We start from the raw sequence: 21,236 nt of genomic DNA, 5'->3' as shown, positions 1-21,236 counted from the left end.
GTCTCTTATGAGGTTTGTAAAACTTATTGTGATGCTATTGGTTTTTGTGGGCTGCAATAAAAATAAAGTGCATAAGGAGTCCAATTTAAACGCCACTAAAACATTAAAAACAACAGCAGTCGAAAGCTTTGACGAGTTCAATAAAAAATTTCATTCGGACTCTGTTTTTCAGGTTTCAAGAGTTGATTTTCCTATAGACGGAAAACATGTTTCCGGATTTCAACAATATAGCTGGACGCAAAAGAATTGGCAATTTCAGGCAATTCCGGTTTCAGACCAGACAGAAATTGGAGAATATCAGCATTCTTTGGAGAAAACAGACACTTTAATTATCGAAAAGTTTTGGATTCCAGATAGCGGTTTTGAAGTTGAAAGACAATTTAAACTTATAAAAAACCAATGGTTTTTAATTTATTATAATGATATAAATTTGTAAATAAATGAATCACCAGATAAAATCAATTCGTCCATTTATAGGTTCTGAAAATTTTGCTGTCTCGAGACAATTTTATCAGGATTTAGGTTTTGAAGAAACAGTTTTAGACCCCAATATGTCTGTTTTTAAAACCAATGAAATTGCTTTCTACCTTCAGGATTATTACGATAAAAACTGGATTGAAAATACAATGATTTTTGTGGAAGTGGATGATGTCGAAAGATACTACAATGCACTTTTAGCTTTAAATCTCACTGAAAAATATGGTGTTAAACTAACACCAATACATTATGAGGAATGGGGAAGTGAATGTTTTCTGCATGATCCGGCAGGAGTTTTGTGGCATTTTGGAAAATTCAAATAAGCTACTATACTACTAAATAAATTATTGGTAATTAGTCAGCAAAAAAAATCATCTCAAGCCGAAATCTCCCAAAACCCGAGTTGTCGCTTTACGCTGATACCAGTCATTATAAACCAATTCGATGTTTTTTACATCAAATTCGCCGAAATCAAAATCACGGAATTTTTCTGCAACTTTCAATAGTCTTTTAGGATCATGAAGCTTTTCCTGAAAATGCATTACGGTGGCATGAGCGGCAAAAATTTCATAACGGCTGTCCATACTTTGCTGCAATCCGGAATTTTTAAAATTTTCACGCAGTCTGTTTCGCAAATTGTTGAGGGTTTCATCTGTTGGAAATCCCCGAATCATTAAAGCAGAAGGAGAAGCCGTTATCCCTTTAAAATGAATTTTAATTTTGTCTACATCAACCAGACTTCGACAAATAATTTCAATGTATTCGTTTGGTGCAATCTGACTTAAAGTAAAATCCTTTGAACACGAAATAATCGATAGCACCGTAATATGAATATCAGATTCAGGGTAAAAATACTGGTCAGGTTCTACTTTTTCTAACTGGCTAATAAATTCCTGAATATTTGCTTTTATCTCATCGTTTGGACGAATAAGCAATGTAATTCCAAATCGGGAATCAGATTCATTTTTGAGTTCTGAATCTATCACATATTTTCCTGATGAAATGGCCTTTTCAGCTGTTGTGTATAGTTTGTTATAGTGTTCGGTTAACTTCATTGCAGTTATTTCTTCTTTATTTTTGCCAGATTCTCTTTCACTCTGAATTTTACAATTTTAGAAATCAAATCGTAAGGCATGGGATCTTTGAGCGGGAACTGAACAGAACCTTTACCTGATTTATATTTTGAAAGTGCCTCCTTAAATTCTTCGTGACCACTCGGAAGTGCGTATAAACCAATATGATTTTTAAAGGCTGCAAAATAAACCACAATTCCATTTTGCTCGAAAGCAGGCATCGAATAACTTATTTTTTCTTTTGCATCTGGTGCCGCTTTCCGGATTGTCATTCTGATTTTTTCCAAAATTTCCTGAACATCATTAGGAAATGCACCAATATATTCGTCTATATTTTCGGGTTTTTTAATGTCCATGAGGATTAGTGTTTTGGTCTCAGGTTTAAAGTTTCAAGTTTCAGGTTTCAGGTTCAGGTTGCTGCATAAAACATGAAACGTGAAACTTTAAACCTGAAACAATATTTACCTAAGCAAGACCTTTTGGAAAACGATCTAAGACCAGATTTAATTGTATATGATGTTCCAGATATGCTTTTGCACCGGCAAGAACTAAAGTAAAGCCTTCTGTAGCATTACGTACCTGATCTATAATGCTATCTGCATCACCGTGGAATCCGGAATTTATAATGCTTACAAATGTTTCACTTTCGTTTAACGGATGAAAAATCCATTCTACTAAAGTCATTTCGTCAGGATTTCCCCATTCGATCACTATTTTTTTATTTTCCTGTAAAACAAGCGTGGTTACCGAAAGAGAAAACCCGTACATTTCCCAGGTCCATTCGGTGTTTTGATTTTCTTCTAATTTTCCGGATCCTTTTGTAAACCAAAATTTACTCGTAATCTGAGGATCAGTAAAAGCCTGAAAAACTTCTGAAACAGGTTTCCGAATCAGCATTTCGGCTTTCGCAAATTTGTTGTTTTCTGTTTTCATTTTAAAAAAGGTTAGAAGTTATTTGTAGAGTAATTGTAAAGATAGCTCTAAAATCTGTACTTCATAAATCAAATTAGGAATTTATGATTTCTCCTTATCAATCCATTTTCCGACCGTTGGTGCTGTATAATTTCTCATTTGATGCAGTAAATCATCGATATCTTCGCTTACCAGAAGCATTTTCTGATTGACTTCTTTCAACAAACCTTTCACGGTCATATTTTCCAGCAAATCGATAAGAGAATTATAAAAACCGTTTGTATTTAAAATGGCAATAGGTTTTTTATGAAGTCCTAACTGCGCCCAGGTCAGCATTTCGAAAAGTTCTTCAAGAGTTCCAAAACCTCCGGGAAGCGTAATCACGCCATCGCACAAATCGTTCATTTTGGTTTTTCTCTCGTGCATACTTTCAACCAGAATTAATTCGGTTAAACCTAAATGCGCAATTTCTTTAGATCTTAAAAAATCCGGAAGTACGCCAATCACTTTTCCGCCCGCATTTAAAGCTGCATCGGCAACAGCGCCCATTAGGCCAACATTTGCTCCGCCATAAACGACTTCGATATTTTGCTCTGCCAAAGTTTTTCCGACTAAAGCAGCCTGTTCCTCATAAATTTTATCTGTACCAAAGCTGGATGCGCAGAAAACCGTAATTCTCTTCATTTTTATTTTTTTTATATTTTATTTTGAGAAGCAAGAAGCAAGAAGCAAGAGGGAGAAGCAAGAAAATATCTGGTAGTATATTGCTTCTCCCTATTGCTTCTTGTCCTTCATCCAAAGTCTTATTTTTTCTTCAATTCATATTCAAAATATGGGACCTCGATATCATTGATAGTAAAAGTTAATTCATTAATTTTTTCTGCACCAAGTTTTAAAACGGCTTTTTGCGAACGGAAATTTTCTGCTCCAACATGAAAAAGTACCGAATCTAGATGTTGAAATGCATAATCTATCATTAACTGTTTGTTTGACTTATTGTACGGGCCGCCCCAATATTTTCTCGTAATAAAAGTATAGCCAATTCCAACATTCGATTTTTCTGGATTGTAATCGTAGAAACTCGTTGTTCCCATTATTTCATTGGTTTGTTTATCGAGAATTAGAAATGAATCTTTTGTGAGAAGCATATCAAAATAAGTTCTAAAAACGTCTTTTTTATATCGATCTTTCACTGGATTTTGTTCCCAAATTAAAGGGTCGGAAGCAGCTTCAAATAACGCTTCAAAATGTTTTTCTTCTAACGGAATTAATTTCGAGATTTCATTTTCTAAGAAATCAGGTTGTAAATTGAAGTTTGATGTTTGCATTTTATGGTTTTTAGTTAAAGGCTAATTTTAGATTTTTTTAATCTGTACACAAGAAACATTTTCCATTTTAATCTGTTTTCCTGTTTTCTTCAATAATCCGGTTTTAGAATCTCTTTTAAAAACAACAATATTTCCAGTTTGAACATTCGATGCCACTAAAAATTTTCCACTTTCGTCAAGAGCAAAAACTCGCGGATGTTTTCCTAAAGTCGACTGATAACCAATGTTTTTTAAAATTCCGTTTTCATCAATTGAGAAAATAGCGATATTATTTTCTTTCCCGCGATTTGTGGCGTAAAGGAACTTTCCGTCCGGAGAAATATGTATATCAGAACTTTCAAAACCTTCTTTTATTTTATCAGGATGTGTTGCAATTCGCTGGATTTTCTTCAAAGTTCCGTTTTTATAATCGTAAACACTTATTTGTCCAGCCATTTCTTCTATACAATACGCCCAATTTTGATTGGGATGAAATGTAAAATGTCTTGGTCCGGCTTCTGAATCTGTCTTTGTAAAAGGGGGTTCAGTTTCGATCAAAGGCTTTTTCAGATTTTCGTCAAAACGATAACAGCGAATTTTGTCTGCTCCTAAATCAGGTAAAAACAAGAAATCGCATTGGGGCGAAAATACAGCCGAATGTACGTGCGATTGTGTTTGTCTCTCTTTGTGAACGCTTCCGTCTGTATATTGAAAATTCTGGGCAATCGAATCTATTTTGCCGTTTTCTAAAATCGGAAAAACAGAAACACTTCCTTCTGTATAATTCGCATTTGCAAGCCATTTTCCATTTTTGTGTACACTCACATAAACCGGATTTTCTCCACCGCTGCGCTGGCTGTTTATAAAAGTCAGTGTTTTAGTGATCTTATTAAACTCGAAGCTGCTTATACTTCCCGCGTTTGGCGTTTTGGTATCGGTGCAGGCATAAACAAATTTTCCATCGGGAGAAACCGTTAAATAAGAAGGGTTTACTAAGTTTTTAACAGCAGTAAATTTGGTCAGTTTCCCATTCAAGGTATCCAGTTTGTAAACCTGAATTGCCTCAGCATTTTTGTCACGATTATACGATCCCAGAAAAACAAAAGTATCCTGAGCATATCCTGTAAAAGTAATGAGGACTAATAAAGATATTAAGAGTATATCTCTTTTCATAATTAATATTTAAAGTAATCCTGATTTTTTCCGAAACCCGACATCACCAAAGAAAAATATGCAGGACGCAATTTACATCTACATTTCACAATTCACAATTCAAAATTAATTAACCCCTTCCCACCATTTTGTAAACTGTTGATTTTCTTTTTTCAACTCTGTCAATTCGCCAATCATTGGTGTAATTAAAGGTACTGGATGATCTGATAATCGGTTTAATTCTGTTATTTTTTTTAGTGGTTCATCCCAGGCATGAAGCGATAAGGCAAACTTTGATGAGTGAACGGGAAAAACCCTTTTGGCTTTCAGATCTTTTATGGCTTTTATGACATCTTCCGGCAAGTTATGAATGTATTTCCAATCCTTGTTGTACTGACCGTTATCAATCAAAGCAATATCAAAAGGACCGTACTTTTCGCCAATTTCTGCAAAATGTGAATCGTAGCCACTGTCGCCGCCCAGATACATTCTAAAATTATTGTTTTCGAGAACAAAAGAAGTCCAAAGTGTGTTGCATCGTTTAAATCTTCTACCCGAAAAATGTCGTGCAGGAGTGGTGTAAATGGTTAAATTTTCATCTAATTCTACTCTGCTGAACCAATCTTTCTCTATAATAATTTCTTTTGGAAATCCCCAGAATTCAAAATGCGATCCTACACCCAAAGCCGTAATTACCTTTTTGGTTTTAGGTTTTAATTTTAAAATGGTCTCATAATCCAAATGATCATAATGATCGTGTGTAATTAGTAAATAATCAATTTTAGGAAGATCATCTACAGTATAAATATCGGTTCCTTTAAATGATTTTGTTGTTCCGGGAACAGGCGAGGCATTTCCGCTAAAGACAGGATCGATCAGGAACTTTTTTCCGGCAAGCTGGATAAAGTAAGATGAATGTCCGAACCAAACCAGAACATCCTGATCGGGAGTAAGTTCCTGGAGATTTGTTTTTTGAGACGGAATTAAATCAGATGGCTTTTTTCTGGCTACTTTTTTAAAGAAAAATTTATAAAAAACAGACAAATAATTAGCGTCTTCAGCAAGGTCGGGAGTAAAATTTTGATTTTCAAATTTTCCATTTTTATATTGTGGCGACTTGTGGATCACTGTTAATCTTTCGCCGGAAGGCGCTTTTCCAAATTTTGGATGTTGCAGAAAATTATAAGCAAAAAGAACTATTAAAATAAATAGTATAAGTAAGATGTAGCTTGTCATTTTTATTTGGAGGGATATAAATTTGTGGTATATTGAATTGAAAGTAAAATTATCTCTTTGAAGGTTTACGTTGTTTTATTTTTTATCATTTCCTTTGGTTTTTTGATTTAATAAATTGCTTTTCAAAAGTAAATTTTTGATTTCAATTCCGGTTTTGTAAAATAAATCAGAATTTGCATTCATTTCATTTTCCAATACAATCAGACTGACATCACTCTGGGGAAAGTATAAATTTAGAGACGAAAATCCATCACCAAGCCCTGTGTGTCCAATATATTTTATGGGTTCCTTATCGACAATCCGAAGTCCATAACCGTAACCCACTTTTTCTTTTCCAAAAACATTATGTTGTGCCAGGATATTATATTGCGACATTAATTGATATGTTTCCGGCTTTAAAATTTTTCCGTTGTGGAGATTATTATTCCAGATCAGTAAATCATTTGCAGTTGAAATAACGCCGGCTGACGGAATTTTTTCGGGAGTAAGTAAATAATTTTGTGCCTTTTGCAAATGATTATTTTCATTTATATAGCCGGTAACTAAATTTTTAGAATTGCTTTCCGAATAACAAAAAGTATTATTCATTTTTAGTTTCTTAAAAAGTTCTGCGGTTATTTCGGCGTATATTTTTTTTGAGACCGATTCAAGAATAAGCCCCAGCAATGGATAACCTTCATTACCATATTTAAATTCACTTCCAGGTTTAAAAAGCAGCGGTTTATTTAAACCTGCAATTCCGTGTGTATGATTTAATAATTGATGGACGGTAATGGAGTCGGTCCAGCTCTGTTTTAAATTGGGCAGATATTTTTTAATTGGAGCTTGTAAATCTATTCTGCCCTGTTCAACTTCTTTTAAGATCAAAACAGCTGTAATCTGTCTGGTATTCGACATAATCTTAAAGTAACTATCCATTTTTAAAGCCGTTTTTTTATCAAAATCGGCAAAACCTTCTGCTTTACTGTAAATTACTTTTCCTTTTTGAGAAATTAAAATAGTTCCATTAAATTTAGGATTGGAAACAAGCACTATACTATCAATTTGTCTGGAAAGGTTTTCTTTTTTCTGGGCTGAAGTATGGCAGGAGGAAAAGATCAAAAGCAGTAATAACGAGATTTTGGACATAAAAAAGTTCATTGGTAATTAAGTTTTTTTTTTAAGCTTGGATGGTATTTTCAGTAACTTTTCAGGTTCTTTATGAAACCTGAAAAAATATAAACATGAACAGTAATTAAAACATTCCGTTTTCGTTAATGGGATCTTTGGGTACGGGTTGTCCCAAATCCCATAGTTCTATGATTTTATCTCCTTCAAATTTAAGTAAATGAACCACTGCAAAGCCAAGATCTACAGGGGTTTGTTTGAGATGCGAGTGTACGGCAACCAGATTTCCGTCTTCTAAAATATGATGGATTTTGAAGATTTTATTCGGATTTGTTCTGGCAGATTCTTCCATAGCCAGCATTAAGGTCTCGGAGTCGCCTTTAAAGTATGCGTTATGATGTTTGAAGTTCTTTCCGACATACAATCGAAAACCTTCATGAGAATGTCCTTTTGCTGCTAATTTCAGGAAGTTTTTAGCGATTTCTTTCTTAGTCATAATTCAATGCTTTTAAAGCTAACTAAGGTATGAAATTATGTCCTGAAATTTTTCCAGAAAATCAGTTGAAATTTATAAAATTAAATACTCTAAGAATATCAAATTTTAATTGAAAGACTGCCGAAATGCAATTGGAGAACTATTGGTTTTGGTTTTAAACAATTTGCTGAATGATTGCTGATGTTCGAAACCGAGTTCAAAAGCGATTTCACTAATTGACAGTGTAGTGGCAGAAAGTTTTTCTTTTGCTTTTTCAATCAGTTTGTTATGAATGTGCTGCTGCGTACTTTGGCCTGTAAGCGATTTTAGGAGACCGCTTAAATAATTGGGAGAGACATGGAGCTCCCAGGCTATTTGATGCACGGTTGGTAATCCTTTTTTCTGCAAAGAATCACTGCTGAAATAGTCTTCCAGCAGTTTTTCTAAGCGTGATAAAATTTCGTGGCTACTTATTTTCCTGGTTATAAACTGTCTGTTGTAAAAACGTTCACAATAAGTGAGAAGCAATTCTATCTGTGCGATAATTACATCCTGGCTAAATTTGTCAATATTAGACTGATATTCGCTCTGGATGTTTTTAATAATATTAATAATCAGTTTTTCTTCTTTTTCTGAAAGATGCAAAGCTTCATGAACGTCGTAACCGAAATATTCATATTGTTTTATTTTCTGCGCAAGCGGCGTATTCCATAAAAAGTCAGGATGAATTAAAAGGGAATATCCGGTATGTTGCAATGCTGCATTTCCTTCTATAGAAAAAACCTGGCCTGGCGCTAAAAATAACATTACACCTTCTTTAAAATCATATTCCTGTTGGCCATAACGCATTTTGGCATTGGCGTTTTTCTTCAGGGCAATCGAATAAAAGTCCAGGATCAGACTTTGCGGTTCGTTTTCATTAAGGTATTTAAGGTCTTCAAAATTATACACGCTAACGAGCGGATGTTCGGGTTTTGGTAAATCCCGAAATTCGTGAAAATCGCTGATCGTTTTTATGCGATGTGGATGAGAAGCTGCCATAACCAGAATTAATTATTGTTGATTGTATTTTAAAGCAAACTCCTTTGCATAATCTGCTAATTTAATTTTTCCCATTTCAGCAGGTCTGTTTTGGTAATAATCTTCGCCCAATACACCATTTTGCAGTGCAGCGTACATTTCGACCAGGCCTTTTGCAATTTTTGGCTGCATTCCTGCATTTATTAAACCATCCAAAACCTGATTATCACTAATAAATTCCCATTTTAAATCTGGTTTTCCAATAGCGCTACCCAAAATTTGAGCAGTTTCATCTCCCGTTAATTCTTCACTGGATACATAGCGTATTTTTACACCCGATGCATCTGTAAGTTCCTCGGCAATTGCTGCGGCAATATCCAGAGGAGAAACCCAGGGTATGGTAATTTTGGCTCCATAATTGGAGTAAATATTTCCTGTACTTTTTATCATCGGTATATAAGCATCCAGATTATAGAAAAAGGAAGTTGGACGCATAAAGGTAATCGAAACATTTGAAAGCGCATTTAAAACAGTTTCGATTTCGTTATAGCGTTGAATGATTCCCGAGTTTTTTTCTAAATGTGCGCCAATACTGCTTAAAAAAACGGCACGTTTAACACCCGAATTTTCGATTGCCTTTGCATAATTATTTCCAATTTTACCTGTAAATGCATCTAAATCCAGATTTGGATCAAAGTAATTGGCACGCGGTATCATGCAGTACACTGCATCGGCATTTGAAAAAGCGGTTGTTAAGAAAGCCAGATCCTCAACAGAACCTATAAGTGCTTTGGCGCCCAATTCTTTTATTTCGTTTTCTCTGTCAGCGCTGCTGGCAATTACGGAAACAGAATGACCTTTTTGAACCAACTCTTCTGTTAGTGGTTTACTAATGTTCCCTAAAGAACCTGTGATTGTAATTTTCATCTTTGTACGATTTTTGTTGATACAAAGTTGCGTAACATTCGCAGATTCAATTTAGCCAAATCTATTATTGTGTTAGCCAAATTTAGCGTTCAGATAATTTTTTTTCGGTTTCGGTTTGTGGCTTTCCGGTCGAATTGGGTTCGCCTTTTCCTGTAGTAATCAGTTTTTGCAGACTATTTTGTATATAATTGGTCCAGCCCGATTTACAGACTTCATAACATTCATAATCCGGTACCAGACCCTGATGCGTAAAAACCAGTTTTGTTTTGTTGTTTTCTGTTGAAATTTCGAAGACCGCTTTTGTGTTGGTCCATTCGGTATCGTCCTGGGTAAAACTAAAGTAGTTTTCCTGAATCAGCCAGACCATTTTCTCATTGGGAATCACTTCAGTCAATTTGATTTTACAGCGGTGTATGTCTTCATAATGATAGTTAAATTCATCGTTCAGTTCTGCTGTTTTTCCTTCAATTTCTTCCGACCACCATCCCCGTACATTTTGTATGGCTTTAAAAACAGTTTCAGGAGATTGATCCAATACTATTGTTGTGGTAAAATCTTGTACGCTCATTTTAAATGATTTACAAAGTTAGTAAAAGTAAATTTACATTTAAAAATCAATTAGTTAAGGCCTTAAACGGACAGATTTACGGGCTGTTTCAGACAGAATGCTTTAGGTCTCAAACTTTAATTTTTGGTCAGAGCAAACTAATAATCGTTCCTGCAGCCAGGATTACAGATAAAAATACCGCGACGCTAATAAGGCCCACTATTGTAGTTCTCCATCCATTAAAGGTTTCTCCACCATTAGCAATATGGGTCTGAATATCTTTTTCCTGAAATGTTTTTACTAAATAAGAAGTTATGGATAAATAAATGACAGGAAAGATAAAGCTTGGGACATTCTCCGGAATTAAAAATACCAGTGCAATAATTAAAACCGCAGAGATTAGGGTAATAATCCAGGTTTTTTTTGCTTTTTCAAAATCATTAAAAACTTTAAAATTTTCTGCCATACAATATCCCGCGACTAACGGACCGGCAAAAAAGGTTCCAATTTTTATTGCTTTTTCTGAGTAAATTTTTTGTGTTGGGATTTCTTCAAAAACCGATTTTTCTTCTGTTTCCTTTTGTATCATTTATTTATTCTATCGAATTATTTTTGTTGAATATTTTGCATCAGGCATCATAAAATTCCTCGCTCATTAATTTGATTTTCTCAGGAATTTTGTCAATTACCTGAAAATGAGTTTTTTTAACGTCATCTAAGTCCAGTGTACCGCCCAAAATAATCATTTCTTTTTCTTCAAAACGTTTTCCAAGACGATCTTCCAGCATAACTTTTACCATACTTGGAGCAATCTCTGTCTCGTTTAAAAAATCGTTTGGATGTCCGGCTGTACAAATAACCAGTCCAAGCGGAACAGTTTTCATTTTTCTGGAAGTTTCGTTTTGTCCGTATGCATATCCAACTGAGTAAACGCGATCGAACCAGCCTTTTAACTTTGCCGGACAATCGCTCCACCAAACCGGATATAGAAAGATAATGCAGTCTGCTTTTTCTATTTTTTGCTGTTCTGCCAAGACGTCGTCGGGAACAGGAAGTTCGGTTTTGCCAAAGCCTTCGCGTTCGTACTCTTCTTCAGACAAATCACTTTTGAAATTATTTGCGTATAAATCGGAAATCTCTACATTAAATTCGCTCCTATCTAAAACAGTTTTTAGTTTTTCTAAAACCTGAAAGGTGTATGATTTTTTACTTGGGTGTGCGTAAACAATTAAAATATTCATTTTAAATTTTTTAATTAATAATTTTAAAATAATAATTGCATTACGATTTGTGGCTATACGAAAATACAAATTAAATTTTTAAGAATAAAGTTTTATTCGTCTCCGGAAATTCTAAATATGCCTGGCTGACAAGTTAGATTGTTACAAATTGCTTTTCGCGGAATAATTTGTTTAAGATTGAAGTTTGTTATTTAAGAAGTTCAAATAAAATATAACCACCCTGATGTGATAACCCTCTTTCTCTTTGTAAAAAGCCATTTTTGAGGTAGAAAGAAACCGCTTTTGTATTGTTTTCGAGACATTTTAAAGTCAGAGGAAAGTGGAGTTTCTTTTTGGCAGCTTCTAATAATGCAGTTCCGATGCCTTTACCCTGAAATTTTTGATCAACATATAAATGATGAATAAAATTTGCCTTTACATACAGCGAGATAAAGCCAACTATTACATTGTCAAGCTTTGCCATAAGTATAAATTCATCTTTAGTGTCACGCTCAAAATCTTTAAGCTGAAACTTTGCAGAATCGATCCAATAGAAAGTGGTTGCTCTTTCCTGAAGGTAAATTGTGCTGAGCAATTCATAATCGTTTTCGCGGGCCTTATTTATTTCGATTTTCAACCTGAATTTTTTTATTTGTAAAATTGTGAAAAAAATATTTCTAATGAAAGTAGTTGCGTGAAGGATGGGAGCGGCATCCTTTTTCTTTTTTCTTTAAAAAGGAAAAGATATAGCGGACAGCCTGACCCGGAGGGACACGCCATTATATAACTTTTAGTGGTGATGCTTTTTTATTTGAGACGAATCAAAACTCCTTTGCGTTTTACGATATTTTTATAATCCCACTGAATTTCTTTTCCTTTTTCAATCCAGCGCTTCAAATCAGTTTCTTCTATTTGGTTGATATCGGTGTAACGCATTTCGGCGGCTTTAAAAGAACCTTCCTTCTGAAGCTTTTCTTCGTCAAAAGATTGTCCGCTCCAAAAGAGTAATCTAACAGAACCTTTGAGTTTGCTGTAACCCACAATCGGATTTCCGTCCAAAAACCAGACAGGATGTGCGTGCCAGATTTTATTTTCGGCTTCCAGTAAATTCCCGTCTATAATTTCATAAAGAAGATCACAGATTTTTTTATCCGAATCGGTTTGTAAACTATTGTACTTCGCAATTTCGTTTTTCATAGAATTATTTTACAGTTTTGTAAAATTATGAAAAACAATAAGATAGGTTTCCTGTAATGTGGTTTTATTTTGTTCGAATGAGATTAGCCATCCTTAAAGGAATTTTTTAAGTCAGTCTATTCTATTTTTTTGACTAATTGCATCGCAGCCTGCTGCAAACCTTTGTAATAGTCTCCTTTTTTCAATTCGGGAACAGCGTATGTTGAAATTATATCTTTCATTTCCTGATCGCTCATTTTTGCCCGTATTTTATCTATTCCCTGTACCTGAATTTGTCGCAGCTGTTTGCTTATGACAATTAGAATAGAAGTGTCTATTTTTAATTTTGACAGTAAATACTTGTCCAAATCCATAGAATAATCTGTGAGATCGGTGTACGGACTTATGGAAGATGTGGTGATAATAAGGATTTTGCTTTTTGTTTTTTCCTCGCTTGATTTTAAAAAATCATTTAAATTTTTGATCTGAGCAGGAGTAAGGATTTTTTCAAAATCGTTTACGTAATCGTATGATTTCGCAAAAATGACTGAAGCTTCCGGTTTTATTTGAGCATTAAAATGTAGAGGTAAAAAGAAAACAATGGCGAATAGGAAAAATAATTTTTTCATGACAGATTTAATTGGGCGCTGCAAAATTAAGCCTTTATAATTAAAAATTTGTCTGCAAATTGTTATGAAAAATTAATATTTATTCTGCATAGATTATATGAAAAATCCGATTTACTTGAGCAAACCGGATTCTAAATTTTATTGCAGCAAGGGTAACAAATGATCCCATTTGAGTTCTTTGGCAAAATCTAAGGCTGTCTTTCCGCTGTTTGTTTTGGTATTTTTGTCTGCGCCATGATCTAAAATTACTTCGACAGAATTTTGGTTTCCGGCAATGGTTTCGCGATGCAGAAAAGTATAGCCTAAATCGTCCTGCCCGTTTATTTCGTCAGGATTGTTTTTTAAGAATTCAACTAAACTTTCTTTCATGTTTTTGCTCATAGGATGTTCTATAAGATTTTCGGGATTTTCTTTTTGTTCAAAAACAACTTCAATATCATCAAAATCTCCGAATTCCAATCCCCAGGCTTCATCGTGTGACTGTCTTTCTTCATCGCTCATTTCAGAACGCATCGCATGTATTGTAAATGCGCCGTATGTTTTGCCCTGAGCAGCAAACAGCCAGTCGCTAATCTGATTGACCGGTATAGCAACTTCGTCACCATTATTAACGTTGGTTAATTCATCCGGATCATTTACCAAGACACCGTAAATAACTTCGCCGTCAAAATTTACATCGTTAATCCACATGTGTTCTACCACGGTTTCGCCATCGATTTCCTGTGTAAAAGCCAGTTTTACGCACGCTACATCCAGTCCGGGAACAATTCGGCGGTATTCCCAAGATAATTCTCTCCAGAAATATTTAAAGGTTTCCTGAGCTCTTTGGTAAGCTTCAATCATTTTCGGACTTTCGCCGTCGGCGTAGAATATTGGTGTTTCTGACATATTTTATATTTTTATTTGATTGTATCGTTGTGAAAATAAATTTACAGCAAGATAAAAAATCCGATCTGTAAAAAATCGGATTTAATTTTTATTTAAGAATATAAAATACTTTTATGAGCGTCTTTAAACGGATGAGCGTTTGGTGTTTAATTATATTGCTTTATTTCATTCCAAATTCCCGTCTGCGTTGTCTTCTGAACATAATCGGAAAAATCTGTGGCTTTTCGACCCAGAATTTTTTCAATATCATTTGTAATACTTGAGTTTCGCCCGTCTAAAACTTCTGTAAATAAATAATTGATAAGCCAACTTTCATCTTCGGGAACCTGATATTCACTAAGCATTGAGATGTATTCTTTCAATTCGAGAGATTGAAAAGTGATTTTTTTACCTGAAATTTCAGCAATTTCATTTACTGCTTCTTTAAAAGTCAGTAATCTCGGTCCAGTCAATTCGTATGTTTTTCCATTGTGCTTTTCATTCAAAAGAGCTTCTGTTACAACTTCTGCAATATCATCAGCGTCTGTAAATGGTTCTAAAACTTCTGCTCGTGGTAATGCTACAAAACCAGCTAAAATAGGTTCTAAAAAGATGCTTTCGCTAAAGTTTTGATTGAACCAGCTTGCTCTTACAATGGTCCAGTTTTTTGCTTTAGTTTTGACAATTTCTTCGCAAACCTGGGCTTCTTTTTCGCCTCTGCCAGAGAGAAGAACTATTTTTTCGACACCGCTTTGAGCAGCAAGTTCGGTGAAATTCTGCATGATCTCAGGTGCAGATGGTACTGCAAGATCGGGTTGAAATGTGATGTAAATGCGATCGATATCTTTTACAACGTTTGCCCAGGTTTCCGGTTTTTCCCAGTCAAAAGGGATTGATGCAGATCTGGAACCGATCCTGATTGATACATTTTCTTGTTTCTCCAGTAGTTGAACAACGCGACGGCCAGTTTTACCATTTCCGCCCAGAACTAAAATTTTGTTTGTTTTCATGATTAATGATTTAAATTAATGATGATGCAAAGTTGCATCGATCATCATGAAAACATTTGTCTGAAAAGAATTATGATTTGTCTGAAAGGAATTGTTTACGGATTTCATTGGGCCTTGATCCAAATTTTTTCTGAAATGCATTTGAAAACGAACTTAAACTTTCATAACCCACTTCCCAGGCCGTTTCCTGAACCGTTTTTTCGCTGGAGAAAAGTAGTTCGTAAGCCTTATTGAGTCGTTCTTCCTGAATGTATTTGTAAACCGGGATTCCAAATAATTCTTTAAAATTCTTTTTTAACTTGCTACTGTTGAGTCCGATTAATTTGGATAATTCATTAATCGTTGGAGGTTTTGAATAATTGGTGGTCACAATATCTTTTGCCCGAAAAAGTTTTTCTTTGTCTTTTTCTGTTAACTCACTTTTCTTTTCACTGGATAAAAGTGCAAAGTAGTGGGCCAGTAATTCGTTTACCTGACTTTTTAAGAATAAAAGTCGGGTATTACCTGTATATGTGGTATTGAATATTTTTTGGACTGCCAGCTGCATTTCCAGCGTCATAAATAGGGTAGGGCCTTTAACAAAATGCGCTGTCGGATTTACTAATTCAGGTAATTGTTTTTCGAATATTTCTTTTTCTTCCTTTGGTAAGGTCTGCAGGGTTTTAAGTTTTGCAAATATGCTGATGGATTGCAATGGTTTTTCAGGTGCAATTTTATGTGCGAAAGCTACTTTCTGATTTCCGAAAAACGAAATCGCCAGACCTGTCGTATTGGTTAAATATTTTGTCTGTTCGTTGTGTTTAATTTCTAATTCTACATTCCCGGAACCGTAAAAAGCAAATCCAACAGAGTCGCCATCTATTTCGCATTTTTGTACACACTCTTTATCAGAATTGGATTGCTCGATTAAGACGATAAAATTGTTTACTTCTATAATGTCAGTGGTCATTTTTTTAAATTAGATAATTTGGAAATTGAGATAATTAGATAATTTATAAAAGCTTAAAATGCAATCAAATATACAAAAGTAATTTTATGACAAAGTATTGTCATTCGACTGAAAGGAGAAATCGCAATAGAATTCCGCGAAAGAAAATCTCCAATCTTTGTGGAATCCCGAGTGGGATTTCTCCTTTCAGTCGAAATGACAAAAAAGAAAAATGCACAAAAAAAAATCCGATTCACTTTCGCAAACCGGATTTTATAAATTGAAAATTATATATAACTCCGTAAAGATCTTTCAATCTTTACTTTGTATATTTTACAAGTGAATTACTTCGCCGTATGCATCTGCAACAGCTTCCATAACTGCCTCGCTCATTGTTGGGTGAGGGTGGATCGATTTTAGGATTTCGTGACCTGTTGTTTCAAGTTTACGGGCTACAACTGCTTCAGCAATCATATCTGTAACTCCTGCACCAATCATGTGGCATCCTAACCATTCTCCGTATTTAGCATCGAAGATTACTTTTACGAATCCGTCTGCAGCTCCGGCAGCTTTTGCTTTTCCAGAAGCTGAGAATGGGAATTTACCGATTTTTACATCGTAACCTTTTTCTTTTGCCTGTTTTTCTGTTAAACCTACAGAAGCAATTTCAGGAGTTGCGTAAGTACAACCAGGAATATTTCCGTAATCGATTGGGTCTACGTGTAAACCTTTGATTTTTTCAACACAGTTAATTCCTTCAGCAGAAGCAACGTGTGCTAAAGCCTGACCCGGAGTAACGTCTCCGATGGCATAATATCCCGGAATGTTAGTTTGATTGTAAGCGTTTACTAAGATTTTATCTCTGTCAACTGCGATTCCAACTTCTTCTAAACCAATATTTTCGATGTTTGTTTTGATTCCAACTGCAGAAAGTACAATATCAGCTTCAAGAATTTCTTCTCCTTTTGCTGTTTTTACAGTTGCTTTTACTCCGTTTCCTGAAGTATCAATTTTTTCTACAGAAGAGTTAGTCATGATTTTCACCCCTGCTTTCTTCATAGAACGCTCCATTTGTTTAGAAACGTCTTCGTCTTCTACAGGAACAATGTTTGGCATAAATTCTACAATGGTAACGTCAGTTCCCATTGAGTTGTAGAAATGAGCAAACTCAACTCCAATTGCTCCGGAACCTACAATAATCATAGATTTTGGTTGTGTAGGCAAAGTCATTGCCTGACGGTAACCAATTACTTTTACGCCGTCTTGTGGTAAGTTTGGAAGTTCGCGTGAACGAGCTCCTGTTGCGATGATAATGTGATCAGCGCTGTATTCTGTAACTTTATTGTCTTTATCGGTAACGTCAAGTTTTTTTCCTGGTTTAAGTTTTCCAAAACCTTCGATAACGTCAATTTTGTTCTTTTTCATTAGAAACTGAACACCTTTGCTCATTCCCTCTGCAACACCACGGCTACGCTGAACAACTGCTGGGAAATCCTTATCAAAGTCAGAAACTTTTAATCCGTAATCAGAAGCGTGTTTAAGGTAATCAAAAACCTGAGCCGATTTTAGTAATGCTTTTGTTGGGATACATCCCCAGTTAAGGCAAACTCCGCCAAGGCTTTCTTTTTCAACAACAGCTACTTTGAAGCCCAATTGAGAAGCTCTAATTGCTGTTACATATCCTCCGGGACCACTTCCTAAAACAATAACGTCGTATTTCATTTTTTTTGTTTTTAGTATTAACTACCGAAAAATGAGATTATTTTTCCGAAACTCACTTCCGATTTTTTATTTTGTTATTTGTGTTTGCGAATTTAAGGATTTATTTTAAATCAACACCTGAAAATTTATTTTTGCACCTGCAGATTTTGATCTTTTCACAGAAACCGAAGGAATTGTGAATTGTAAATTATGAATTATGAATTGAATTTAGTTTTTTAGGCTTTTAATCTAAAAATTAAATTGTTTTTCGGTTCATTTAAAAAAGTATTGCCACAGATTATCAGGATTAACAGGATTATAAAAATCATTAATTCTAATAATATGTGGCAACTATATTTAGAGGTAAGGCTCAAATTGACAGGCATAACCTGAAACCTGAAACAAATTTAAACCTGAAACAAAATTCTAAACCTTCACGTGTCCCCAGTTTTCACCGCTGGCGATTCTTCTGATTTGCATTTCGCTTACGCCGAATTGTTTGGCAATCATTTTCAGACGTGTTTTTTGTTCGGGTCTTGCCAGGATTTTTTTAATTAACATCACTTTGGTTGTGGTTAATTTTCTTCCGTCCGATTTAAGATTGTGTTCTATAAGATTCTTTTTGGCCTGGATTACACGCGGACTTTTGCGGCTGTGCGCCATCATTTCCTGTTTAGTAGCCCAGCGCAGATTGCTGACGTCGTCATTGCTTCTGTTATAGTCCAGATGGAGTACATACGTTTGGTCTTCTGAATCTTTCGGAATAAAATATTGTGCAACCAGTTTGTATAAAAAGAGATATTTATTTACGATTTTATCGTCTTTTTTTACTTTAAAACGAAAAGTGGGATATCCATCGCTTAAACCGCCTTTTAGTATGCGGCCGTTTTCTATATTGTCTGTAAAACTAATTAAGCGTCCTCTGTTCGAAATGGCATATTTTAATTGTAATGAGGCGTTTATTTCTATTTCCTTAAACTGTTCGTTTGGATAAAATCTATTTTGTGGCATTTTCTTTTACATTTGATTTCTATTCTCTCAAAGATAAATAATTAACGAAAAATTAATGCTATGTTGTTGATTCAGAATCGTCAATTTTATGATTTCTATAACGCTTATTTAACGTTTTGAAATCTTTTTGACAGCTTTTAATCCGCTTTTAATTCACAAATTGTGAAATATGCAGTTTTTTTGATCTTCCGCGAAAGCGCAATTCTTAAAAATAGTAACTCAATTTACTGGTCCAGCCAGTTTTTAAAATTATTAATCTCTTTTTTACTGATCAAAATCGGATCACTTTCGACCGCAGGGACCGTGAGAATTAATTCGACTTTTTGATTGGAATGTTTTATAACTTCCTTTATGCAATTTCTATTAACAATATACTTACGGTTTATTTTAAAAAAACGGAATGAATCGAGACTGTTTATAATATCAGTCAGGGTATTATTATATAGGTAGCTGTGACCCGATTTGGTGTAGATAAACAAATGCTTTCCTGTGGCTGCAAAGTAGGTAATTTCACTTTCGTTGATGGATATGAGCTTATAGCCGTGGTTGACCAGAAAATGGCGCTGTATTTTACTGCTTTCGGGATTTTCTATTGCCACAAGGGACTGAAGTGTTGAATCGCTGTTAAAGCTGTCTTTTATTTTTTTGAATTTTTGAAGTGCTTCAAGCAATTCCTGTTCTTCAAATGGCTTTAGAAGATAATCAATTGTAAAATGTTTAAAGACCGAAATGGCGTAGGAATCATAAGCAGTGATAAATATGACAGGGCAGGAGACAATGGTTTTTTCAAAAATCTCAAGACTTTTTCCATCGCCCAGATGAATGTCCATAAAAGCCAGATCGATTCTGTTTTCGCTAAAAAAAGTAACTGCTTCTTTAATAGATTTCAAAACCGTTATGTCGGAAATCTCAAAAATATCCTGTTGCTCTAAAATAGATTTTAGATAACTGGATGCAAGATATTCGTCTTCGATAATGGCGATTTTCATTCTGCTATTTGATTTGCGTATCGGAAAATGAGCTTCTCATTTATTTTGCAAATATAGTCGACTCGGCTTTTTATGCAAGATTTTTTTAAAAACAAAAAAGGCCCGGGTTTAAAACCGGACCTTTTTCAAAAAAAAAACAATAGGTAAACCTACAGATTGGGATTATTCAATCTAGCGTTTGCAGGATAAATAATCGTGTAACGCGGATCATTTTGTAACAAAGTATAATTGTCACCGTCAAAAGTGTGAACAATTTGTTTTTGAGTTGTTCTTCTTAAATCAAACCATCTTTGACCTTCAACAGCAAACTCTCTTTGTCTTTCGGCTAATATAAAAGTGTTTAGATCGGCTTCATTCATCGCATTGATGCTTGTTTCCAATTCAGTATATCCTGCTGCCGAATATCTGTTTTTGATGAAGTTTAAAACGGTTGTTTTAGCTTCTCCGATATTATTCAGTTTTAATGATGTTTCTGCTTTTGTTAAATATAATTCAGAAGTTCTGAAAGTACTTTTCTGATCATCATTACCACCTTTTTGAATTCTGAAACGGCTTCCGTTTGCTACAAAGTAAAGCGGAAAACGTAAATCTGTTGTTCTGTTGTAAGCTGAAAGTAAGTCTGGAGAAGCATATGTTGCTCCTTTTAAACCATTGATTAATCCGTCTTCAAGCGCTAAAATAGATTCTTTAGAGTTGTATTTTGTTGCAAGAACAGCAGTCGCTTTTAAATCAATTAAATTACTGTTGATCGCCAAAGCTTTGTTTGCAGCGTCTAATGATTTTTGCCATTGTTGTTGGTACAAATACAAACGGCTTTCAAAAGTATACAACGCTATTTTAGAGAAACGGTAATTTTTACCCGCAATCTGAGCATCTACATTGATTAAATTTTCGGCCTTTTGAGTGTCAGAAATTATTTGATTGTAAACCACTTCTACAGTTTCTGGTTTGTAAACATTTTCCAAATCAATTTCTAAAGCCAACGGAACTCCTTTGTCTGAAGCAGCTGTCGCAGGATTATATGGTTTTGCGAAAAGGTTAACCAAATCAAAGTTAGCTAACGCTCTTAATGCATAAGCTTCTCCAACTAATTGATTTGTTTCATCAGAAGCGCCTAATTTTGCTGAAGCTTCATTAATGATAACATTTGCATAAAAAATGACATTGTATAATTCCTGATACTGGAAAGATTGTGTAAATTTATCCGGATTAGAATCCTTCCAAAAGTAAACATCTTTGTAAATGTTAATCTCATCATTTAAATCATTTAGTACCAATTCGTCTGTACGAACTGCTGTCAATGATTTATGTTCAGGATAATTAGAATATGCTGCTGTTAAAAGCGCACGGTACTGGTCTAATGTTTCCGGAATTACTCTCCCTACAGGTGTAATATCCAGGTAATCGTCACAACTTGTTACGGCAATTGCAGCAACAAATAGTACTATATATTTTGAGAATTTTTTCATCTT

General features: G+C 34.7%; 26 protein-coding genes. 2 read left to right on the top strand and 24 right to left on the bottom strand.

Going from position 1 to position 21,236, the window contains the following annotated elements; all coding sequences use genetic code 11:
* The first annotated feature begins 7 nt into the window (after positions 1-7).
* Complete coding sequence (locus ABEB31_RS02075) at positions 8-436, top strand: hypothetical protein (protein WP_347049684.1); 429 nt, start codon at positions 8-10, stop codon at positions 434-436.
* A 4-nt stretch (positions 437-440) separates the two neighbouring features.
* Positions 441-800, top strand: a complete 360-nt coding sequence (locus ABEB31_RS02070; RefSeq protein WP_347049683.1) for a VOC family protein — start codon at positions 441-443, stop codon at positions 798-800.
* Between the two features lie 48 nt (positions 801-848).
* On the opposite strand, the gene ABEB31_RS02065 is transcribed toward ABEB31_RS02070, so the two are convergent.
* From ABEB31_RS02065 to ABEB31_RS01950, 24 genes are all read right to left on the bottom strand, one after another.
* Positions 849-1,532, bottom strand: coding sequence for a 2'-5' RNA ligase family protein (locus tag ABEB31_RS02065; protein ID WP_347049682.1), 684 nt, complete (start codon positions 1,530-1,532; stop codon positions 849-851).
* A 5-nt stretch (positions 1,533-1,537) separates the two neighbouring features.
* Positions 1,538-1,906 (bottom strand): iron chaperone, encoded by a 369-nt coding sequence (locus tag ABEB31_RS02060; protein ID WP_347049681.1) that lies wholly within the window; start codon positions 1,904-1,906, stop codon positions 1,538-1,540.
* 109 nt (positions 1,907-2,015) lie between these two features.
* On the bottom strand, positions 2,016-2,483 hold the full coding sequence (locus tag ABEB31_RS02055) for an SRPBCC family protein (RefSeq protein ID WP_347049680.1): 468 nt from the start codon (positions 2,481-2,483) through the stop codon (positions 2,016-2,018).
* An 81-nt stretch (positions 2,484-2,564) separates the two neighbouring features.
* Positions 2,565-3,146, bottom strand: a complete 582-nt coding sequence (locus ABEB31_RS02050) for an LOG family protein (protein ID WP_347049679.1) — start codon at positions 3,144-3,146, stop codon at positions 2,565-2,567.
* Positions 3,147-3,265: 119 nt separating this feature from the next.
* Complete coding sequence (locus ABEB31_RS02045; protein WP_347049678.1) at positions 3,266-3,790, bottom strand: GNAT family N-acetyltransferase; 525 nt, start codon at positions 3,788-3,790, stop codon at positions 3,266-3,268.
* A 27-nt stretch (positions 3,791-3,817) separates the two neighbouring features.
* Positions 3,818-4,942, bottom strand: coding sequence for a lactonase family protein (locus ABEB31_RS02040; protein WP_347049677.1), 1,125 nt, complete (start codon positions 4,940-4,942; stop codon positions 3,818-3,820).
* Between the two features lie 105 nt (positions 4,943-5,047).
* The gene (locus ABEB31_RS02035) at positions 5,048-6,157 is read right to left on the bottom strand and encodes an MBL fold metallo-hydrolase (protein ID WP_347049676.1); all 1,110 of its coding nucleotides are present in this window, start codon (positions 6,155-6,157) and stop codon (positions 5,048-5,050) included.
* A 75-nt stretch (positions 6,158-6,232) separates the two neighbouring features.
* On the bottom strand, positions 6,233-7,285 hold the full coding sequence (locus tag ABEB31_RS02030; RefSeq protein ID WP_347049675.1) for a serine hydrolase domain-containing protein: 1,053 nt from the start codon (positions 7,283-7,285) through the stop codon (positions 6,233-6,235).
* A gap of 106 nt (positions 7,286-7,391) precedes the next feature.
* A complete protein-coding gene (locus ABEB31_RS02025) occupies positions 7,392-7,760 on the bottom strand; it encodes a nuclear transport factor 2 family protein (protein WP_347049674.1) in 369 nt (122 codons plus the stop codon).
* 105 nt (positions 7,761-7,865) lie between these two features.
* Positions 7,866-8,780, bottom strand: coding sequence for a helix-turn-helix domain-containing protein (locus ABEB31_RS02020; RefSeq protein WP_347049673.1), 915 nt, complete (start codon positions 8,778-8,780; stop codon positions 7,866-7,868).
* 12 nt (positions 8,781-8,792) lie between these two features.
* Complete coding sequence (locus ABEB31_RS02015) at positions 8,793-9,686, bottom strand: NmrA family NAD(P)-binding protein (RefSeq protein ID WP_347049672.1); 894 nt, start codon at positions 9,684-9,686, stop codon at positions 8,793-8,795.
* Between the two features lie 82 nt (positions 9,687-9,768).
* Positions 9,769-10,254: an SRPBCC family protein gene (locus tag ABEB31_RS02010; protein WP_347049671.1), complete on the bottom strand. Its 486-nt coding sequence runs from the start codon at positions 10,252-10,254 to the stop codon at positions 9,769-9,771.
* A gap of 127 nt (positions 10,255-10,381) precedes the next feature.
* Positions 10,382-10,822: a hypothetical protein gene (locus ABEB31_RS02005; RefSeq protein WP_347049670.1), complete on the bottom strand. Its 441-nt coding sequence runs from the start codon at positions 10,820-10,822 to the stop codon at positions 10,382-10,384.
* Positions 10,823-10,862: 40 nt separating this feature from the next.
* A complete protein-coding gene (locus tag ABEB31_RS02000; protein WP_347049669.1) occupies positions 10,863-11,474 on the bottom strand; it encodes an NAD(P)H-dependent oxidoreductase in 612 nt (203 codons plus the stop codon).
* Positions 11,475-11,661: 187 nt separating this feature from the next.
* Positions 11,662-12,090, bottom strand: coding sequence for a GNAT family N-acetyltransferase (locus ABEB31_RS01995; RefSeq protein WP_347049668.1), 429 nt, complete (start codon positions 12,088-12,090; stop codon positions 11,662-11,664).
* A 170-nt stretch (positions 12,091-12,260) separates the two neighbouring features.
* Positions 12,261-12,650, bottom strand: a complete 390-nt coding sequence (locus ABEB31_RS01990; protein WP_347049667.1) for a DUF1801 domain-containing protein — start codon at positions 12,648-12,650, stop codon at positions 12,261-12,263.
* A gap of 116 nt (positions 12,651-12,766) precedes the next feature.
* Positions 12,767-13,258, bottom strand: coding sequence for a TPM domain-containing protein (locus ABEB31_RS01985; RefSeq protein ID WP_347049666.1), 492 nt, complete (start codon positions 13,256-13,258; stop codon positions 12,767-12,769).
* 138 nt (positions 13,259-13,396) lie between these two features.
* Positions 13,397-14,146, bottom strand: coding sequence for a DUF2314 domain-containing protein (locus ABEB31_RS01980; protein ID WP_347049665.1), 750 nt, complete (start codon positions 14,144-14,146; stop codon positions 13,397-13,399).
* A gap of 146 nt (positions 14,147-14,292) precedes the next feature.
* Positions 14,293-15,135, bottom strand: coding sequence for an NAD(P)H-binding protein (locus ABEB31_RS01975; protein ID WP_347049664.1), 843 nt, complete (start codon positions 15,133-15,135; stop codon positions 14,293-14,295).
* A gap of 70 nt (positions 15,136-15,205) precedes the next feature.
* The gene (locus ABEB31_RS01970) at positions 15,206-16,084 is read right to left on the bottom strand and encodes an AraC family transcriptional regulator (RefSeq protein WP_347049663.1); all 879 of its coding nucleotides are present in this window, start codon (positions 16,082-16,084) and stop codon (positions 15,206-15,208) included.
* Positions 16,085-16,396: 312 nt separating this feature from the next.
* Complete coding sequence (lpdA, locus tag ABEB31_RS01965; protein WP_347049662.1) at positions 16,397-17,785, bottom strand: dihydrolipoyl dehydrogenase; 1,389 nt, start codon at positions 17,783-17,785, stop codon at positions 16,397-16,399.
* Between the two features lie 405 nt (positions 17,786-18,190).
* Positions 18,191-18,775 (bottom strand): NUMOD4 domain-containing protein, encoded by a 585-nt coding sequence (locus tag ABEB31_RS01960; protein WP_347049661.1) that lies wholly within the window; start codon positions 18,773-18,775, stop codon positions 18,191-18,193.
* Between the two features lie 224 nt (positions 18,776-18,999).
* Entirely contained in the window at positions 19,000-19,764 is a 765-nt protein-coding gene (locus ABEB31_RS01955) for a LytR/AlgR family response regulator transcription factor (protein ID WP_347049660.1), read from the bottom strand.
* Between the two features lie 149 nt (positions 19,765-19,913).
* Entirely contained in the window at positions 19,914-21,233 is a 1,320-nt protein-coding gene (locus tag ABEB31_RS01950) for a RagB/SusD family nutrient uptake outer membrane protein (RefSeq protein ID WP_347049659.1), read from the bottom strand.
* Positions 21,234-21,236 lie beyond the last annotated feature (3 nt).

It is taken from the genome of Flavobacterium olei, assembly GCF_039749035.1.
Classification (GTDB): domain Bacteria; phylum Bacteroidota; class Bacteroidia; order Flavobacteriales; family Flavobacteriaceae; genus Flavobacterium; species Flavobacterium olei.
The sequence above is the reverse complement of the archived record's forward strand: the minus strand, read 5'-3'. Positions and strand labels throughout refer to the sequence as shown.

Excerpts from the sequence above, each read along its gene's own strand:
- ABEB31_RS02075 (WP_347049684.1), top strand. The coding sequence starts at position 8 with ATGAGGTTTGTAAAACTTATTGTGATGCTATTGGTTTTTGTGGGCTGC.
- ABEB31_RS02070 (WP_347049683.1), top strand. The coding sequence starts at position 441 with ATGAATCACCAGATAAAATCAATTCGTCCATTTATAGGTTCTGAAAAT.
- ABEB31_RS02065 (WP_347049682.1), bottom strand. The coding sequence starts at position 1,532 with ATGAAGTTAACCGAACACTATAACAAACTATACACAACAGCTGAAAAG.
- ABEB31_RS02060 (WP_347049681.1), bottom strand. The coding sequence starts at position 1,906 with ATGGACATTAAAAAACCCGAAAATATAGACGAATATATTGGTGCATTT.
- ABEB31_RS02055 (WP_347049680.1), bottom strand. The coding sequence starts at position 2,483 with ATGAAAACAGAAAACAACAAATTTGCGAAAGCCGAAATGCTGATTCGG.
- ABEB31_RS02050 (WP_347049679.1), bottom strand. The coding sequence starts at position 3,146 with ATGAAGAGAATTACGGTTTTCTGCGCATCCAGCTTTGGTACAGATAAA.
- ABEB31_RS02045 (WP_347049678.1), bottom strand. The coding sequence starts at position 3,790 with ATGCAAACATCAAACTTCAATTTACAACCTGATTTCTTAGAAAATGAA.
- ABEB31_RS02040 (WP_347049677.1), bottom strand. The coding sequence starts at position 4,942 with ATGAAAAGAGATATACTCTTAATATCTTTATTAGTCCTCATTACTTTT.
- ABEB31_RS02035 (WP_347049676.1), bottom strand. The coding sequence starts at position 6,157 with ATGACAAGCTACATCTTACTTATACTATTTATTTTAATAGTTCTTTTT.
- ABEB31_RS02030 (WP_347049675.1), bottom strand. The coding sequence starts at position 7,285 with ATGTCCAAAATCTCGTTATTACTGCTTTTGATCTTTTCCTCCTGCCAT.
- ABEB31_RS02025 (WP_347049674.1), bottom strand. The coding sequence starts at position 7,760 with ATGACTAAGAAAGAAATCGCTAAAAACTTCCTGAAATTAGCAGCAAAA.
- ABEB31_RS02020 (WP_347049673.1), bottom strand. The coding sequence starts at position 8,780 with ATGGCAGCTTCTCATCCACATCGCATAAAAACGATCAGCGATTTTCAC.
- ABEB31_RS02015 (WP_347049672.1), bottom strand. The coding sequence starts at position 9,686 with ATGAAAATTACAATCACAGGTTCTTTAGGGAACATTAGTAAACCACTA.
- ABEB31_RS02010 (WP_347049671.1), bottom strand. The coding sequence starts at position 10,254 with ATGAGCGTACAAGATTTTACCACAACAATAGTATTGGATCAATCTCCT.
- ABEB31_RS02005 (WP_347049670.1), bottom strand. The coding sequence starts at position 10,822 with ATGATACAAAAGGAAACAGAAGAAAAATCGGTTTTTGAAGAAATCCCA.
- ABEB31_RS02000 (WP_347049669.1), bottom strand. The coding sequence starts at position 11,474 with ATGAATATTTTAATTGTTTACGCACACCCAAGTAAAAAATCATACACC.
- ABEB31_RS01990 (WP_347049667.1), bottom strand. The coding sequence starts at position 12,650 with ATGAAAAACGAAATTGCGAAGTACAATAGTTTACAAACCGATTCGGAT.
- ABEB31_RS01985 (WP_347049666.1), bottom strand. The coding sequence starts at position 13,258 with ATGAAAAAATTATTTTTCCTATTCGCCATTGTTTTCTTTTTACCTCTA.
- ABEB31_RS01980 (WP_347049665.1), bottom strand. The coding sequence starts at position 14,146 with ATGTCAGAAACACCAATATTCTACGCCGACGGCGAAAGTCCGAAAATG.
- ABEB31_RS01975 (WP_347049664.1), bottom strand. The coding sequence starts at position 15,135 with ATGAAAACAAACAAAATTTTAGTTCTGGGCGGAAATGGTAAAACTGGC.
- ABEB31_RS01970 (WP_347049663.1), bottom strand. The coding sequence starts at position 16,084 with ATGACCACTGACATTATAGAAGTAAACAATTTTATCGTCTTAATCGAG.
- lpdA (WP_347049662.1), bottom strand. The coding sequence starts at position 17,785 with ATGAAATACGACGTTATTGTTTTAGGAAGTGGTCCCGGAGGATATGTA.
- ABEB31_RS01960 (WP_347049661.1), bottom strand. The coding sequence starts at position 18,775 with ATGCCACAAAATAGATTTTATCCAAACGAACAGTTTAAGGAAATAGAA.
- ABEB31_RS01955 (WP_347049660.1), bottom strand. The coding sequence starts at position 19,764 with ATGAAAATCGCCATTATCGAAGACGAATATCTTGCATCCAGTTATCTA.
- ABEB31_RS01950 (WP_347049659.1), bottom strand. The coding sequence starts at position 21,233 with ATGAAAAAATTCTCAAAATATATAGTACTATTTGTTGCTGCAATTGCC.